This window comes from Afifella sp. IM 167 (assembly GCF_020144925.1).
GTDB lineage: Bacteria > Pseudomonadota > Alphaproteobacteria > Rhizobiales > Afifellaceae > Afifella.
On sequence record NZ_NSLC01000008.1, the window covers coordinates 66,593 to 81,834 of the forward strand.

General features: G+C 65.4%; 25 protein-coding genes. All 25 read right to left on the minus strand.

The window, feature by feature from the left end:
• Positions 1-127: 127 nt before the first annotated feature.
• Positions 128-1,447: a replication-associated recombination protein A gene (locus CLD20_RS15085; RefSeq protein WP_224407487.1), complete on the minus strand. Its 1,320-nt coding sequence runs from the start codon at positions 1,445-1,447 to the stop codon at positions 128-130.
• Positions 1,447-2,910, minus strand: a complete 1,464-nt coding sequence (locus CLD20_RS15090) for a DegQ family serine endoprotease (protein ID WP_224407488.1) — start codon at positions 2,908-2,910, stop codon at positions 1,447-1,449. Before CLD20_RS15090 ends, CLD20_RS15085 begins: the two co-directional genes overlap by 1 nt.
• Positions 2,911-3,110: 200 nt before the next feature.
• Positions 3,111-3,530 (minus strand): 50S ribosomal protein L17, encoded by a 420-nt coding sequence (gene rplQ / locus CLD20_RS15095; RefSeq protein WP_224407489.1) that lies wholly within the window; start codon positions 3,528-3,530, stop codon positions 3,111-3,113.
• Between the two features lie 51 nt (positions 3,531-3,581).
• Positions 3,582-4,604 carry a DNA-directed RNA polymerase subunit alpha gene (locus CLD20_RS15100; RefSeq protein ID WP_224407490.1) on the minus strand — a complete coding sequence of 341 codons (1,023 nt, stop codon included), beginning with the start codon at positions 4,602-4,604 and terminating at the stop codon, positions 3,582-3,584.
• Positions 4,605-4,691: 87 nt separating this feature from the next.
• Positions 4,692-5,081, minus strand: coding sequence for a 30S ribosomal protein S11 (gene rpsK, locus CLD20_RS15105; RefSeq protein ID WP_224407491.1), 390 nt, complete (start codon positions 5,079-5,081; stop codon positions 4,692-4,694).
• A 15-nt stretch (positions 5,082-5,096) separates the two neighbouring features.
• Positions 5,097-5,465: a 30S ribosomal protein S13 gene (gene rpsM / locus CLD20_RS15110; protein WP_224407492.1), complete on the minus strand. Its 369-nt coding sequence runs from the start codon at positions 5,463-5,465 to the stop codon at positions 5,097-5,099.
• A gap of 200 nt (positions 5,466-5,665) precedes the next feature.
• Complete coding sequence (locus tag CLD20_RS15115) at positions 5,666-6,322, minus strand: adenylate kinase (protein WP_224407493.1); 657 nt, start codon at positions 6,320-6,322, stop codon at positions 5,666-5,668.
• Complete coding sequence (gene secY, locus CLD20_RS15120; RefSeq protein WP_224407494.1) at positions 6,319-7,656, minus strand: preprotein translocase subunit SecY; 1,338 nt, start codon at positions 7,654-7,656, stop codon at positions 6,319-6,321. The genes CLD20_RS15115 and secY overlap by 4 nt, the downstream gene beginning before the upstream one ends.
• A 20-nt stretch (positions 7,657-7,676) precedes the next feature.
• Positions 7,677-8,168 (minus strand): 50S ribosomal protein L15, encoded by a 492-nt coding sequence (gene rplO / locus CLD20_RS15125; RefSeq protein ID WP_224407495.1) that lies wholly within the window; start codon positions 8,166-8,168, stop codon positions 7,677-7,679.
• Between the two features lie 29 nt (positions 8,169-8,197).
• Positions 8,198-8,386, minus strand: a complete 189-nt coding sequence (rpmD, locus tag CLD20_RS15130) for a 50S ribosomal protein L30 (protein WP_224407496.1) — start codon at positions 8,384-8,386, stop codon at positions 8,198-8,200.
• Between the two features lie 3 nt (positions 8,387-8,389).
• Positions 8,390-8,974, minus strand: a complete 585-nt coding sequence (gene rpsE / locus CLD20_RS15135; protein WP_224407497.1) for a 30S ribosomal protein S5 — start codon at positions 8,972-8,974, stop codon at positions 8,390-8,392.
• A gap of 64 nt (positions 8,975-9,038) precedes the next feature.
• Positions 9,039-9,413 carry a 50S ribosomal protein L18 gene (rplR, locus tag CLD20_RS15140; RefSeq protein ID WP_304504365.1) on the minus strand — a complete coding sequence of 125 codons (375 nt, stop codon included), beginning with the start codon at positions 9,411-9,413 and terminating at the stop codon, positions 9,039-9,041.
• Positions 9,414-9,425: 12 nt separating this feature from the next.
• Entirely contained in the window at positions 9,426-9,959 is a 534-nt protein-coding gene (gene rplF, locus CLD20_RS15145; RefSeq protein ID WP_224407498.1) for a 50S ribosomal protein L6, read from the minus strand.
• Between the two features lie 29 nt (positions 9,960-9,988).
• The gene (rpsH, locus tag CLD20_RS15150) at positions 9,989-10,387 is read right to left on the minus strand and encodes a 30S ribosomal protein S8 (protein ID WP_224407499.1); all 399 of its coding nucleotides are present in this window, start codon (positions 10,385-10,387) and stop codon (positions 9,989-9,991) included.
• A 10-nt stretch (positions 10,388-10,397) separates the two neighbouring features.
• Positions 10,398-10,703, minus strand: coding sequence for a 30S ribosomal protein S14 (rpsN, locus tag CLD20_RS15155; protein WP_224407500.1), 306 nt, complete (start codon positions 10,701-10,703; stop codon positions 10,398-10,400).
• Between the two features lie 45 nt (positions 10,704-10,748).
• Positions 10,749-11,321 carry a 50S ribosomal protein L5 gene (gene rplE, locus CLD20_RS15160; protein WP_224407501.1) on the minus strand — a complete coding sequence of 191 codons (573 nt, stop codon included), beginning with the start codon at positions 11,319-11,321 and terminating at the stop codon, positions 10,749-10,751.
• Complete coding sequence (rplX, locus tag CLD20_RS15165; RefSeq protein WP_224407502.1) at positions 11,314-11,631, minus strand: 50S ribosomal protein L24; 318 nt, start codon at positions 11,629-11,631, stop codon at positions 11,314-11,316. The genes rplE and rplX overlap by 8 nt, the downstream gene beginning before the upstream one ends.
• A 16-nt stretch (positions 11,632-11,647) precedes the next feature.
• Entirely contained in the window at positions 11,648-12,016 is a 369-nt protein-coding gene (gene rplN, locus CLD20_RS15170; protein WP_092816581.1) for a 50S ribosomal protein L14, read from the minus strand.
• A 37-nt stretch (positions 12,017-12,053) separates the two neighbouring features.
• A complete protein-coding gene (rpsQ, locus tag CLD20_RS15175) occupies positions 12,054-12,326 on the minus strand; it encodes a 30S ribosomal protein S17 (RefSeq protein ID WP_224407503.1) in 273 nt (90 codons plus the stop codon).
• Between the two features lie 10 nt (positions 12,327-12,336).
• Positions 12,337-12,543 (minus strand): 50S ribosomal protein L29, encoded by a 207-nt coding sequence (gene rpmC, locus CLD20_RS15180; protein WP_224407504.1) that lies wholly within the window; start codon positions 12,541-12,543, stop codon positions 12,337-12,339.
• 11 nt (positions 12,544-12,554) lie between these two features.
• Entirely contained in the window at positions 12,555-12,968 is a 414-nt protein-coding gene (gene rplP / locus CLD20_RS15185) for a 50S ribosomal protein L16 (protein ID WP_224407505.1), read from the minus strand.
• 22 nt (positions 12,969-12,990) lie between these two features.
• On the minus strand, positions 12,991-13,689 hold the full coding sequence (rpsC, locus tag CLD20_RS15190) for a 30S ribosomal protein S3 (RefSeq protein WP_224407506.1): 699 nt from the start codon (positions 13,687-13,689) through the stop codon (positions 12,991-12,993).
• A gap of 17 nt (positions 13,690-13,706) precedes the next feature.
• On the minus strand, positions 13,707-14,087 hold the full coding sequence (gene rplV / locus CLD20_RS15195; RefSeq protein WP_224407507.1) for a 50S ribosomal protein L22: 381 nt from the start codon (positions 14,085-14,087) through the stop codon (positions 13,707-13,709).
• Between the two features lie 2 nt (positions 14,088-14,089).
• Positions 14,090-14,368, minus strand: a complete 279-nt coding sequence (gene rpsS / locus CLD20_RS15200) for a 30S ribosomal protein S19 (protein WP_224407508.1) — start codon at positions 14,366-14,368, stop codon at positions 14,090-14,092.
• Positions 14,369-14,402: 34 nt separating this feature from the next.
• Positions 14,403-15,239, minus strand: coding sequence for a 50S ribosomal protein L2 (gene rplB / locus CLD20_RS15205; protein WP_224407509.1), 837 nt, complete (start codon positions 15,237-15,239; stop codon positions 14,403-14,405).
• Positions 15,240-15,242: the final 3 nt, after the last annotated feature.

Below are 15,242 nucleotides of genomic sequence, written 5' to 3' on the forward strand. Positions count from 1 at the left end.
CACATTTTGTCCGACGAGAATGGCGGAAAGACACGCCTGACGCGTATTTTTAGGGAAGACTCGACCTGCTATAGATTCTATTCGCCCTGCGCAGAGCAAGGAAAGAGACTTCCGGCGCCTGCGACGGCTACCTTTCCTTCTTCGCCCGCTCGCGGCGAAGCTTCTCCCAGTGCGCCAGACGCTTTTCGAGCTCCGCCTCGAAGCCGCGCCCGGTCGGCGCATAGAATTCCTGCCGGCCCATGCTTTCGGGAAAATAGTCCTGGCCCGAAAACGCCTCTTCCTCGGCATGGTCGTAGGCGTAGCCGGCCGAATAGCCTTCCGCCTGCATCAGCTTGGTAGGCGCGTTGAGGATGTGCTTGGGCGGCGGCAGGGAGCCGTGCTCCTTGGCGGCGCGCCGGGCGGCCCCGTAGGCTTTGTAGAGCGCGTTCGATTTCGGCGCCGTGGCGAGATAGACGACGGCCTGCGCGATCGCGAGTTCGCCCTCGGGCGTGCCCAGCATGTGAAAGGCGTCCTTGGCCGCATTCGCCTGGACGAGGCCCTGCGGATCGGCAAGGCCGATATCTTCGACCGCCATGCGCACGACGCGGCGGGCGAGATACATCGGGTCCTCGCCGGCATCGAGCATGCGGGCGAGATAATAGAGCGCCGCCTGCGGATCGGAGCCGCGCACCGATTTATGCAGCGCCGAGATCAGGTTGTAGTGCCCGTCCTGGCTCTTGTCGTAGATCGGCGCGCGCCGCTGCAGCACTGCCTGCAGGCGGTTCGCATCGAAAATCTCGTCCTTGCCGGCGGCGCGCCACACTTCCTCGGCGAGCGCCAGAACCGCCCGTCCGTCGCCGTCGGCCATGCGCACGAGCACGCCCCTCGCCTCCTCGTCGAGCGGCAGCTTGTGCCCCTCCGCCTCTTCGGCCCGCTCCACAAGCTTCAGGAGCGCCGCCTGGTCGAGCGGGCGGAAGACCAGCACCGCAGCGCGCGAAAGAAGCGCCGCGTTGAGCTCGAAGGAAGGGTTTTCCGTGGTGGCGCCGACGAGCGTGACGGTACCGTCCTCCATCACCGGCAGGAAGCTGTCCTGCTGGGCGCGGTTGAAGCGATGGATCTCGTCGACGAAGAGGAGCGTGCCCTGCCCCGCCTGACGGCGGGCGCGCGCCTGCTCGAAATGCTTCTTGAGGTCGGCGACGCCGGAGAAGATCGCCGAGAGCTGCTGGAAATGAAGGTCTGTCTCTCGCGCCAAGAGGCGCGCGACCGTCGTCTTGCCCGTCCCCGGCGGGCCCCAGAAGACGAGCGAGCCGAGCGAACGCGTCCGCAGCATGCGCGTCAGCGTGCCTTCCGGGCCCGTCAGATGCGGCTGTCCCACGACCTCGGCGAGGCGCCGGGGCCGGAGGCGGTCCGGGAGCGGTTGCGGCGCGGCCTTTTCCAGCCCCGCCGCGGTGAAGAGATTGTCGGCCATCAGCCCCCGATCATAAGCTGCGAGACACGCCCGCGCCGGTCGATCGTCAGCCGCCAGAGGCGCTGGCGCTCGCCGGTCATCTTGTGAAGGTCGCGCGCCGAGCCGATCCGCCTGCCCTGCACGGCGACGACGACGTCGCCCGGCTGCAGGCCGAGCTGCGCCGCGGGCGAGCGCGGCTCCACATCGGTGACCGCGACGCCTTCCTGGCTGGTCGGCAGGCGGAGCTTTTCGCACAGCCGCGGCGACAGATTGGCGACGGTGGCGCCGGTGAGCGGCGAATAGCCGTCGAGAAGCTGCTCGTCGGCCCGCACCGTTTCCGGTGCCTGCTGCAGGGCAAGAACAAGGTCCCTCTCGCGGCCCTGCCGGATAATCGCCAGCTTCTCGTCCTTGCCGACGCCGCGGATGGCAAGCCGGTATTCCAGCGCTCTCGGGCTCTCGATCTCGCGCCCGCCCGCCGACATGACGAGGTCGCCGGCCTCGAGCCCGGCCTTCTCGGCCGGCGAGCCCTTCTCCACGCTGACGACGAGCGCGCCACGCGGACGGTCGAGGCCGAGCGAGGATGCAATGTCGGGGGTCACCTTCTGGAAGGTCGCGCCGACCCAGGGGCGCACCACTTCGGTGCCGCCGGCGAGCGCCTGCGTCACGACCGATTGCGCCATGTTGGAGGGAATGGCGAAGCCGATGCCGTTGGAGCCGCCCGAGCGTGAGAAGATCGCCGAATTGATGCCGACGAGCCGGCCCTTCACGTCGATCAGCGCGCCGCCGGAATTGCCCGGATTGATGGCCGCGTCGGTCTGGATGAAGAAGGCCATGTCGTTGATGCCGACATCGGTGCGGGCGACCGCCGAGACGATGCCGCTCGTCACCGTCTGGCCGACGCCGAAGGGATTGCCGATGGCCAGGACGAGGTCGCCCACGTCGAGCGCGTCGGAATCGGCAAACTCGATGACCGGGAAATCCTCCTCGCCGCTATCGATCTTGAGCACCGCAAGGTCGCTCTTCTCGTCGCGCAGGAGGATCTTGGCCTCGAATTCGCGCCCGTCCGTCAGCGCCACCTTCACTTCGTCGGCGTCGCGGATGACGTGGTAGTTGGTGAGCACAAGGCCGGAACCGTCGACGATGACGCCGGATCCGAGCGAGGAGCGGGCCCGCTCGCGCGGCACGCCGTAGGGCGAGCCGAAGCGGTCGCCGAAGAAGTGCCGGAAGAAGGGATCGTCCGCGAAGGGCGAGCCGGAACTCTGCACGATCTGCTTGGCGTAGACATTGACGACGGAAGGCGCCGCCTTCTTCACGATCGGGGCGAAGGTGAGCTGGATCTCGCCCTTCGACTGCGGCACTTCCTCGGCGCGCGCGGGGGCGACGGCGCTGCCCTGCCCGGACAGGCTGAGCGCCACCGGCACGCCAATGGCGAGCGGCAGGGCGAGAAGCGCGGCGTAGCGGAGCTTGCGGGAGATGGGGGGCACGGGGGTCTTTCCTCCGGTCTTGTGTTCCGGAAAGGCATGGCGGCGGCAGCAAGGGCGGGACGCCCTCGCCTTCCCGCCAGGAAGAAGCAGCGCAATGGCGAGGATTCTATGGTGCTTCGCCGAACCGAGACAACTAAAAAGCCGGAAAGAAAAAGGGGCCCGGCGGGCCCCTTTGAACGTCTCAGGCAGGATCGGGCGGCTTACGCGGCCTCCGCCTCCTCCGCTTCCATGCGGGCGCGATCGCCCGCGCCACGGGCGCTCTCGTCGCGATCGACGAACTCGATCACGCCAACCGGGGCGCTGTCGCCATAGCGGAAGCCCGCCTTCATGATGCGGGTGTAGCCGCCGTTGCGCTCGCCGTAGCGCGGCCCGATGGTCGCAAACAGCTTCTTGACCATCTCCTCGTCGCGCAGGCGCGACATGGCGATGCGCCGTGCATGCAGGTCGCCGCGCTTGCCGAGCGTCACGAGCTTCTCCACGAAGGGACGCAGCTCCTTGGCTTTCGGCAGGGTCGTGACGATCTGCTCGTGGCGGATGAGCGCCGCTGCCATGTTGGCGAACATCGCCTGGCGATGGCTCGACGTACGGTTCAGCTTGCGGCCGGTTTTCCTGTGGCGCATGGCCTTGTCTCCTCTGCGGACGGCGGCTCCCGCCGCGGTCCATTCAATCGCTCAGTACTGGTCCTCGAAGCGCTTGGCCAGGTCGTCGATATTGTCCGGCGGCCAGTTCGTCACTTCCATGCCGAGATGCAGACCCATGGAAGCCAGCACCTCCTTGATCTCGTTCAGCGACTTGCGGCCGAAGTTCGGGGTGCGCAGCATCTCCGCCTCGGTCTTCTGGATGAGGTCGCCGATATAGACGATGTTGTCGTTCTTCAGGCAGTTCGCCGAGCGGACCGAAAGCTCCAGCTCGTCGACCTTCTTCAGCAGCGCCGGGTTGAAGGCAAGCTCCGGAGTGGTCTCGTGGACCTCTTCCTTCTTCGGCTCGTCGAAGTTGACGAAGATGGAGAGCTGGTCCTGCAGGATGCGCGCGGCATATGCGACTGCATCGTCCGGCGAGAGCGAGCCGTCCGTCTCCAGCGACAGCGTCAGCTTGTCGTAGTCGAGCACCTGGCCCTCACGGGTGTTCTCCACCCGGTAGGAAACCTTCTTGACCGGCGAATAGAGGCTATCGACCGGGATGAGGCCGATCGGCGCGTCTTCCGGGCGGTTGCGGTCGGCCGGGACGTAGCCCTTGCCGATGTCGACGGTCAGCTCCATGCGGATGTCGGCGCCCTCGTCGAGGGTGCAGATCACATGCTCGGGATTGAGGACCTCGATGTCGCCAACGGTCTGGATGTCGCCGGCAACGACGACGCCCGGACCGGACTTGCGCAGGGTCATGCGCTTGGGACCCTCGCCTTCCATCTTGATGGCGACTTCCTTGACGTTGAGGACGATGTCGGTGACGTCCTCACGCACGCCGGCGATGGAGGAAAACTCGTGCAGCACGCCGTCGATCTGCAGGCTGGTGACGGCCGCGCCCTGCAGGGAGGAAAGCAGCACGCGCCGCAACGCGTTGCCGAGCGTCAGGCCGAAGCCACGCTCGAGCGGCTCGGCGACGACCGTCGCAAGACGGCTCGCATCGGAGCCGTGCTTCACCTCAAGCTTGTTCGGCTTGATCAGATCCTGCCAGTTCTTCTGAATGACGTTCACGGGGGCGAACCTTTCGTTTTGGATGACCGGTCGCGAAGCTGAAGCGAGCCCGCGGCGGCGCCGCAGGCTCGCAGGAGCCTGGCTCGGTCAGACGCGGCGCCGTTTCGGCGGGCGGCAGCCGTTGTGCGGGATCGGCGTCACGTCACGGATCGAGGTGATCGTAAAGCCGGCCGCCTGTAGAGCGCGCAGCGCCGACTCGCGTCCGGAGCCGGGCCCGGAGACCTCGACCTCGAGCGTGCGCATGCCGTGTTCCTGCGCCTTCTGGGCGGCGGTTTCGGCAGCGACCTGCGCGGCGTAAGGGGTGGATTTGCGCGAGCCCTTGAAGCCCTGCGCACCGGCCGACGACCAGGAGATCGTGTTCCCCTGCACGTCGGTGATGGTGATCATGGTGTTGTTGAACGTCGAACTCACATGGGCGATGCCCGAAGTGATGTTCTTGCGTTCACGCCGGCGAATGCGGGTGGTGTCCTTAGCCATATTCGTAAAGGCCCCTTACTTTTTCTTGCCGGCGATGGCTTTGGCCGGGCCCTTGCGGGTCCTGGCATTGGTATGCGTGCGCTGACCGCGAACCGGCAGGCCGCGGCGATGCCTCAGGCCGCGGTAGCAGCCGAGATCCATCAGACGCTTGATGTTCATCGCGGCTTCGCGGCGAAGATCGCCTTCCACGATGTAGTCGCGGTCGATCGCCTCGCGAATCAGCAGAATCTCGGAATCGGAGAGTTCGTTCACCCTCCGCGCCATGTCGATATTGGCCTTCTCCACGATCTCTCGGGCCATGGCCGGACCGATACCGTGGATCGCCTGGAGGGCGACGACGACGCGCTTGTTCGTCGGAATGTTGACGCCAGCAATACGTGCCACGCCTGTGCTCCTTCTTGTCTGGCGCTACCCGCGTCTCGCGGAGCGCCCCGTCTTCACCTGTTCGGGACGAAACGCCAAAAAACGACGCCCCAAGCTCAATCAAGCTTCGGCGCCGTTATCCGCACTTCAGGATTGCGCCGGAGATAGTCTTTCAGCGGCCTTTCGTCAACCGCTCCGCCCGAAATACGCAGGCGGGAAACTCAGCCTTTCAGCTCCCCCATCACATCCTCGATCGCCGCGGCGACCTTCTCGGGCGTCGCCATGCCGTCGACCGTCCTCAGCCTGCCCTTGGCGTAGTAGTAGCCAACCAGCGGCGAGGTATCCTTGTAGAACGCGTGCAGTCGGGTTCGCATCGTTTCCGCGTTGTCGTCGGCGCGACGCTTGAACTCGTGCGAGCCGCAGACGTCGCACACGCCTTCCACGGCAGGCTTCTTGTTCGCATCATGGTAGATTTCGCCGCACTTGGCGCAGGTGTAGCGCCCCCCGACGCGTTCCACCAGTGCATCGTCGTCAACGGCGAGAAGAATCACGCCGTCGAGCGGCAATCCCTTCTCCGCCAGAAGCCCCTCGAGCGCGTCGGCCTGCTTCAGCGTGCGCGGAAACCCGTCGAGCACGAAGCCCTTGCGCACGTCGGGCTCGTCAAGGCGTTCGGAGATGATGTTGATCACCACCTCGTCGGGAACGAGCGAGCCCTGATCCATCAGAGCCTTGGCCTGCTTGCCGACCGGCGTTCCGGCAGCGGCGGCATCGCGCAGCATGTCGCCGGTGGAGAGCTGTACGAGACCGTGCTTTTCCACCAGCCTCTGGGCCTGGGTGCCCTTGCCAGCGCCCGGAGGCCCGAGAATGATAAGCCTCATCTGCGACGGCTCCCCCGGAGCTTCGTCTTCTTGACCAGGCCTTCATACTGATGCGCCAGCAGATGCCCCTGCACCTGGGAGACCGTATCCATCGTCACCGACACCACGATCAGAAGCGAGGTGCCGCCGAAGTAGAAGGGAACCGAAAGCTCCGCGATCAGGAATTCCGGCAGCAGGCAGACGATGACCAGATAGGCGGCACCGGCGACCGTGATGCGGGTCAGAACGTAGTCGATGTACTCGGCCGTACGCTGGCCCGGACGGATGCCCGGAATGAAGCCGCCATGCTTCTTCAGCTGGTCGGCGGTGTCCTGCGGATTGAAGACGATCGCCGTGTAGAAGAAGGCGAAGAAGATGATCAGCGCCGCATAGATCGCCATGTGCAGCGGCTGGCCGCGGCCGAGCATCGCCGTCACCTGGGTGAGCCAGGCCGGACCCTGCGCCGCCGAGAAGTTCGCCACCGTGATCGGCAGCAGCAAGAGCGAGGAGGCGAAGATCGGCGGGATGACGCCCGACGTGTTGAGCTTCAGCGGCAGGTGCGAGGTGTCGCCCTGGAACATCCGGTTGCCCATCTGCCGCTTGGGATACTGGATGATGAGGCGGCGCTGCGCCCGCTCCATGAAGACGATGAAGGCGATGACGACGACGGCCAGAATGATCACCGTCAGGATCACCGGCGTCGAAAGCGCGCCCTGGCGCCCGAGCTCCAGCGTTCCGGCGGCGGCCGTCGGCAGGTTCGCCACGATGCCGGAGAAGATGATCAGCGAGATGCCGTTGCCGATGCCCCGCGAGGTGATCTGCTCGCCGAGCCACATCAGGAACACGGTGCCGCCGGTCAGCGTCACCACTGCGGTGAAGCGGAAGAACCAGCCCGGATCGGCGACGATGCCCGAGGACGAGCCTTCCAGCCCGACGGCGATGCCGTAGGACTGCACGGTCGCCAGGACCACCGTCAGATAGCGGGTATACTGGTTGATGATCTTGCGGCCCTGCTCTCCTTCCTTCTTCAGCTGGTCGAGCTGCGGGATCACAGTCGTCATCAGCTGGATGATGATGGAGGCGGAGATGTAGGGCATGATGCCCAGGGCGAAGATCGCCATACGTCCGACGGCACCGCCGGCGAACATGTTGAAGACCCCGAGGATGCCCTGGGACTGCTGCTCGAAGGCCTGCTGAAGGGCCTCGATGTTGATGCCCGGCAGCGGGATGTACGTGCCCAGCCGATAGACGAGCAGCGCGCCGAGGGTGAACCAGATCCTTTTCTTCAGCTCCGTCGCCTTCGAGAAGGCGCCGAAGTTGAGATTGGAGGCGAGCTGTTCGGCGGCGGAGGCCATCAGAACTCCGAAGTGCTGGGTTACGCGTCTTCTTTGGCTTCAGGCGTCTGCGCCGGAGCGCTGACCTTGACCGAGCCGCCGGCCTTCTCGACCGCCTCGATCGCCGAGCGCGAGGCGCCCGCGACATCGATGGTGAGCTTGGCCGTCAGTTCGCCGCCGCCGAGGAGGCGGACGCCGTCCTTCGTGCGACGGATCACGCCGGCTTCCTTCAGCGCGGCGGCGTCGACCGTCTTCTTGGCGTCGAGCTTGCCCGCATCCACGGCCTGCTGCAGCCGGCCGAGATTGACCGTCGTGTAGTCCTTGCGGAAGATATTCGTGAAGCCGCGCTTCGGCAGGCGCCGATGCAGCGGCATCTGGCCACCCTCGAAGCCCTTGATGGCGACGCCCGAGCGCGAGGTCTGGCCTTTCACGCCGCGGCCGCCGGTCTTGCCGAGGCCCGAGCCGATGCCGCGGCCGGGGCGCTTGCGCGCCTTGCCGGAGCCCGGATTGTCGGAAAGTTCATTGAGTTTCATGGGTTAAGCCCTGACTCGGAATCGATTTCTCAGCTCTCTTCGACGACGCGAACGAGATGCTGCACTTTGGCGATCATGCCGCGCGTTGCCGGCGTATCCGGCAGCGTCGAGCGGCGGCGCTGTTTGTTGAGGCCGAGGCCGATCAGCGTCTGGCGCTGGTCGGCGGGCCGGCGCAGAGGGCTGCCCGTCTGCTCAACGGTGACAGTCTTGTCAGCCATTTCTTAGGCTCCCTGCGCTTCGGTGCCGGCCTCCGCCTGACGGCGGGACTGCAGCGTCGAGATCTTGATGCCACGGCGCGCTGCGACGGCCCGGGGGCTGTCCTGACGCTTCAGCGCGTCGAAGGTGGCGCGCACCATGTTGTAGGGGTTCGAGGTGCCGAGCGACTTGGCGACGACATCGTGCACGCCGAGCGTCTCGAAGACCGCGCGCATCGGACCGCCGGCGATGATGCCGGTACCGGCCGGAGCAGCGCGCATCAGCACCCGGCCCGCACCGTGGCGGCCGGCAATGTCGTGATGCAGCGTACGGCCCTCGCGCAGCGGCACGCGGATCATGGTGCGCTTTGCCGCCTCGGTCGCCTTGCGGATCGCCTCCGGCACCTCGCGCGCCTTGCCGTGGCCGAAGCCGACGCGGCCGCGCTGGTCACCGACCACCACGAGCGCGGCGAAGCCGAAGCGACGACCGCCCTTCACCACCTTGGCGACGCGGTTGATGTGCACGAGCTTGTCGACGAATTCGCTGTCGACCTTGTCGTCACGCTCCCTGCGTCCGCCACCGCGATTTGATCGTTCTCTGTGCTGCGCCATGAATTTTTCGTCCGTGTGTCTGCTCGTCTGCCGGGCGTCCCGGCGGGCTCGCTGGCTTTATTGCTTAGAACTGCAGCCCGGCTTCACGCGCGGCATCCGCCAGCGCCTTGATCCGGCCGTGATAGATATAGCTTCCGCGGTCGAACTGCACGTTTTCGACGCCCGCCGCCTTCGCCCTTTCGGCGACCAGGCGGCCGACTTCCGAAGCCGCGTCCCGGTTGGCGCCGGTCTTCAGCTTCTCGCGCAGCTCCTTGTCGAGCGTGGAGGCAGCCGCCACCGTATGCCCGCGCACATCGTCGATGATCTGCGCATAGATGTGCTGCGAGGAGCGGAAGACCGAGAGCCTCGGCCGACCGAACGCCACTTTCCTCAGCGCGCTGCGAACCCGGCCCCTGCGGCGGTCCGTGCGCATGCGCTGGCGCGTATTTGAGATACCCATCGTCCCGCTCCGTTACTTCTTCTTGCCTTCCTTGCGGAAGATGCGTTCCTCGGCGTACTTCACGCCCTTGCCCTTGTAGGGCTCCGGCGGACGCCAGCCGCGAATTTCGGCGGCCACCTGGCCCACCACCTGCTTGTCGATGCCGGAGATGATGATCTCCGTCGGCCTCGGCGTGGCAATCTCGATACCCTCCGGCACGGGGTAGTTCACCTCGTGGCTGTAGCCGAGCGACAGGGAAAGGTTCTTGCCCTGCGCCGCGGCGCGGTAGCCGACGCCGTTGATCTCAAGCCGCCGCTGAAAGCCCTCGCTCACCCCGGTGACGATGTTCTGCACCAAGGTGCGCGACATGCCCCAGGCCGAACGGGCCTCCTTGGACTTGTTGATCGGATCGATCTGGATGCCGTCCTCGCCCATGGCGACCGTCACTTCGTCGACCAGCTCCACGGAAAGCTCGCCCTTCGGGCCCTTCGCCTTCACCGTCTTGCCTTCGACCGAAGCGTTGACCCCGGAGGGGATGACGACCGGCTTTTTGCCAATTCGCGACATGATTTCTGTCTCGCTTCTTCAGGCCGGCCCTAAAAGACCCGGCACAGAACCTCGCCGCCCACATTGTGCTCGCGCGCGTCGTAATCGGCCATCACGCCCTTCGGCGTCGACAGGATCGACACGCCCAGCCCCTTGTGGACGACGGGGATGGATTTCACGGAGGTGTACACCCGGCGGCCCGGCGTGGACACACGCTGAATCTCGCGGATCACCGGCGTGCCCTCGGCATATTTCAGCTCGATCTGCACTTCGGCGGTGCCGTTGGAATGCTCGACTTCCGAATAGCCGCGGATATAGCCTTCGGCCTGGAGCACGTCGAGGACGCGCACCCTCAGCTTGGAGGACGGCGATGAAACCGAGGTCCGCCCGCGGCTCTGCGCGTTGCGGATACGTGTCAGCATATCGCCGAGAGGATCGTTCACAGACATGGTCTTGCCCTTACCAGCTCGACTTCACGAGGCCGGGGATCTTCCCCTCATTGCCCAGATCGCGCAGCGCCACACGGCTCATCTTGAGCTTGCGATAGAAGGCGCGCGGACGACCGGTCACCTCGCAACGGTTGCGCACTCGCGAAGGCGAGGAATTACGCGGAAGCTTGGCGAGCTTCAGCCGCGCGGCGAAGCGCTCCTGGTCCGACAGGCTCTCGTCCGCCGCCAGTGCCTTCAGCGTCTCGCGCTTGGCCGCATACTGCTTCACCAGCTTCATCCGCCGCTGGTTCTTCTCGATCGCGCTCTTTTTCGCCATCTAATAAGCCTCTCTCGTCCCTGCCGCGTCTAGCGGGCTCGCCCGCTACTGCCGGAAGGGGAAGTTGAATGCCTTGAGGAGCGCACGCCCCTCTTCGTCCGTCTGCGCCGTCGTGCAGACGATGATGTCCATACCCCAGATCTGCTCGACCTTGTCGTAGTTCACTTCCGGGAACACGATGTGCTCCTTGATGCCGAGGGCGTAGTTGCCCCGCCCGTCGAAGCTCTTCGGGTCGAGGCCGCGGAAGTCGCGCACGCGCGGCAGGGCGACGTTGATCAGACGGTCGACGAACTCGAACATCCTCTCGCGCCGCAGCGTCACCTTGGTGCCGACGGCCATGCCCTCGCGCAGCTTGAAGGTGGCGATCGACTTGCGTGCCCGGGTGATGACCGGCTTCTGGCCGGCGATCAGCGCCAGATCCTCGGCGGCCGACTGCACCTTCTTGGAATCGCTCACGGCCTCGCCGATGCCCATGTTGAGCACGACCTTGTCCAGCCGCGGCACGACCATGGGATTGGCGTAGCCGAACTCTTCCTTGAGCTTCGGCACGACCTCGTCGCGGTAGAGTGCCCGGAGCCGCGGCTCGTAGGACTCAATGTCGAAAGCGGCCTCAGCCATCGATGGTTTCTCCCGAACGCTTGGAGACGCGGACCTTGCGACCGTCGTCCAGGAAGCGGAAGCCGACACGCGTCGCCTTGCCCGATTCCCGGTCCTCGATCGCCAGGTTGGAAAGATGGATCGGCGCTTCCTTGCGCACGATTCCGCCTTCCTCGCTCGCGGTCTGGCGCTGATGCCGGGTGATCATGTTCACCCCGCGGACCAGCGCCCGGTTGTCTTTCGGCATCACACGGATCACCTCGCCCGACCGGCCTTTATCCTTGCCGGCGAGCACTACGACCCTGTCGCCCTTCTTGATCTTCGCGGCCATCGTCAAAAAACCCTTTTCACAGCACTTCCGGCGCCAGCGAGATGATCTTCATGTGGTTCTTGGCGCGCAACTCGCGCGGAACCGGGCCGAAGATACGCGTGCCGACCGGCTCTTTCTGGTTGTTGACCAGAACGGCCGCATTCTTGTCGAAGCGGATGACGCTTCCGTCCGCCCGACGGATGTCCTTGGCCGTGCGAACCACGACCGCCTTCATCACATCGCCCTTCTTCACGCGACCGCGCGGAATGGCCTCCTTCACGGAAACCACGATGATGTCGCCGACATGGGCATATTTGCGCTTCGAGCCGCCGAGCACCTTGATGCACTGCACGCGGCGCGCGCCGGAATTATCCGCCACATCGAGGTTGGTCTGCATCTGGATCATCGCCCGACGTCCTTCTTGTTCTTCGCTTGCCGGAGCCTCAGCCCCGGGCCTCGTCCGTTGCGCCGGCTTCGCTCGGAATATCCTTGCCGAGCGCGAGCCACTTTTTCGATTTCGAGATCGGACGCGTCTCCTGGATGAAGATCACGTCACCGACCTTGAACTGGTTCTCCGGATCGTGCGCCTGGTACTTCTTCGTACGACGCACGGTCTTCTTCAGGAGCGGGTGCGTGAAGCGGCGCTCCACGTCGACGGTGACCGTCTTGTCGGAGCTGTCGCTCACCACCGTCCCCTGCAACACGCGTTTCGGCATCGTTCGCTCCTTAAGCCTTCTTCGCCGAGGCGCGCTTCTGCTGCGCCGCGATCGTCTTGATGCGCGCAATCGTGCGACGGACCTCGCGAACGCGCGCGGTCTTTTCCAGCTGGCCGGTCGCCTGCTGGAAACGCAGATTGAGCTGCTCTTTCTTCAACCGCGCCAGCTCGTCCGTGAGCTCGTCGGCGGTCTTGGTGTTCAATTCGCTCGCCTTCATGGCCTTGTCCCTTACTCGCCGATCCGGGTGACGACACGCGTCTTCACCGGCAGCTTGGCCGCGCCGAGGCGAAGCGCCTCGCGCGCCGTGACCTCGGCAACGCCGTCGATCTCGAACATGATGCGACCCGGATGGACGCGGGCGGCCCAGTATTCCGGCGTGCCCTTGCCCTTACCCATGCGCACTTCCGTCGGCTTGGAAGAAACCGGCAGGTCGGGGAAGATGCGGATCCACACCCGGCCGGCACGCTTCATGTGACGCGTGATGGCGCGGCGGGCCGCCTCGATCTGGCGCGCGGTGATCCGCTCCGGCTCGACGGCCTTCAGGCCGAAAGAGCCGAAATTGAGGTCCGTTCCACCCTTCGCCGTGCCGTGGATGCGGCCCTTATGCGCCTTGCGGAACTTTGTGCGCTTGGGTTGCAGCATTTTCTTCTCTCAATCCTTCGGGTCAGGCCGAGGCGCCGCGACGGGAAGCCTCGGGCCCCTCAAGGAGGCGCTTCTCGGAGGCGAACGGGTCGTGCTCCAGGATCTCGCCCTTGAACACCCAGACTTTGATGCCGATCGTGCCGTAGGCCGTATGGGCCGTGGCCGTGCCGTAATCGATATCGGCGCGCAGCGTATGCAGCGGCACCCGCCCCTCGCGATACCATTCCGCGCGGGCGATCTCGGCGCCGCCGAGGCGGCCGCCGCAGGCGATCCGAATGCCCTGGGCGCCGAGGCGCATCGCCGACTGCACCGAGCGCTTCATGGCGCGCCGAAAGGCGACGCGGCGCTCCAGCTGCTGGGCGATCGACTGCGCGATCAGCGTGGCGTCGATCTCCGGCTTGCGGACTTCCACGATGTTGATGTGGACTTCCGAGTCGGTGAGGCGCGCCACCTTGCGGCGCAGCTTCTCGATGTCGGCGCCCTTCTTGCCGATGACGATGCCCGGCCGGGCAGTATGGATCGTGACGCGGCACTTCTTGTGCGGACGCTCGATCACGATCTTGGAGACCGCGGCCTGCTTCAGGTCGTCCATCAGCGCGGCGCGGATCCGCAGATCCTCGTGCAGCAACGGACCGTATTCCGCGTCATTGGCGAACCAGCGCGAATCCCAGGTCTTGTTGATGCCGAGCCTCAGCCCGATCGGATTGACTTTCTGTCCCATACCTTGCTCCCCGGCGCTTAGGCCGCGTCCTCGACTTCGCGCACGACGATGGTGAGATTTGAAAACGGCTTGGTGATGCGTCCCACCCTGCCGCGTGCCCTGGGCGAGAAACGCTTCATCACCAGCGCCTTGCCCACATGGGCTTCCGCCACGACCAGGCTGTCCACGTCCAGATCGTGATTGTTCTCCGCATTCGCAATGGCGCTTTCCAGGGTCTTTTTCACCTGGAAGGCGATCCGCTTGCGCGAGAAGGTCAGGTCGGCGAGCGCCGACGACACCTTCTTGCCGCGGATAAGGCCGGCGACGAGGTTCAGCTTCTGCGGGGAAACGCGGATCATCCGCGCCACCGCCCTGGCCTCGTTGTCGCCGAGCGCCCGCTCACGCTTGGGCTTGCCCATCGTTACTTCCTCTTCGCCTTCTTGTCCGCCGCATGCCCGTAATAGGTGCGCGTCGGAGCGAATTCGCCGAACTTGTGTCCGATCATGTCCTCGGTCACGAGCACGGGAATGTGCTTGTGACCGTTGTGGACGCCGAAAGTGAGCCCGACGAACTGGGGCAGGATCGTGGAACGACGGCTCCAGATCTTGATCACTTCCTTGCGGCCGGACTCGCGCGCCTTCTCTGACTTCTTGAGAAGGAAGCCGTCGAAGAACGGGCCTTTCCAAACTGAACGTGCCACTTCGCCTAAACTCCTGATGCTCGTTCCCGGCCCGTCACTTCTTACGGGTGTGCCGGGAGCGGACGATGTACTTTTGCGACGCCTTGTTGGAACGCGTGCGCTTGCCCTTGGTCGGCTTGCCCCAAGGCGTGACCGGATGCCGGCCGCCCGAGGTACGCCCTTCACCACCGCCATGCGGATGGTCGATCGGGTTCATTGCAACGCCGCGCACGCTCGGACGACGTCCGAGCCAGCGCGAACGCCCGGCCTTGCCGAGGTTGACGTTGGAATGATCCGGGTTCGAAACCGCACCGACGGTCGCCATGCAGGTGCCGTGGACGAGACGCTGCTCGCCCGAACCGAGACGGATGACCGTGTAGCCCTGGTCGCGGCCGACGATCTGCGCATAAGCACCCGCCGAGCGCGCCATCTGGCCGCCACGGCCCGGCTTCAGCTCCACATTGTGGATGATCGTGCCCACCGGCATGGAGCGCAGCGGCATGGCGTTACCCGGCTTCACGTCGACATTCGACTGGCCGGCGATGATCGTGTCGCCTTCCGCCAGGCGCTGCGGCGCCAGGATGTAGGAAATCTCGCCGTCCTCGTAACGCACGAGGGCGATGAACGCGGAGCGGTTCGGATCGTATTCCAGACGCTCCACCTTGCCGGCCACGTCGAACTTGCGACGCTTGAAGTCGATGATGCGGTAGGCGCGCTTGTGCCCGCCACCACGACGACGCGCGGTCGCCCGGCCGAAATTGTTACGCCCGCCCGACTTCGTCAGACCCTCCGTCAGGCTCTTTTCCGGCTTGCCGGTCCAGAGGCCAGAGCGGTCGACGAGAACCAGCTGGCGCTGGCCCGGCGTACGCGGATTGAAGGTTTTCAAAGCCATGGC